General features: G+C 67.8%; 1 pseudogene. It reads left to right on the forward strand.

The window, feature by feature from the left end:
- Nucleotides 1-248: pseudogene (locus E5162_RS14470) on the forward strand (DNA repair protein RecO); the annotation flags it as partial.
- Between the last annotated feature and the right edge of the window lie 59 nt (nucleotides 249-307).

Below are 307 nucleotides of genomic sequence, written 5' to 3' on the forward strand. Positions count from 1 at the left end.
TCGTCTACGTCAGTCCGCGTACGGGGCGCGCCGTGAGTTCCGGCGCCGGCGAACCCTACAAGGACAAGCTGCTGGCCCTTCCAGGCTTCATGACCGGACAGGGTGCGCTTCGCTCCGGTGACGTCCAGGCGGGCCTGATCCTGACCGGCTATTTCCTCGAACGCCGCGTCCTCTGGCCCTCCGACCGGGTCCTGCCCGAGGCCCGCCTGCGCATGATCGACCATCTGGCGGCGGCGGGGATGGTGTGAGGGTGGTTTCCCGGTTTTCACCGGGAAGCGGAATTTCGGTTCTCCCCGTGCCGCCAGTC

It is taken from the genome of Marinicauda pacifica (assembly GCF_004793635.1).
GTDB classification, from domain to species: domain Bacteria; phylum Pseudomonadota; class Alphaproteobacteria; order Caulobacterales; family Maricaulaceae; genus Marinicauda; species Marinicauda pacifica.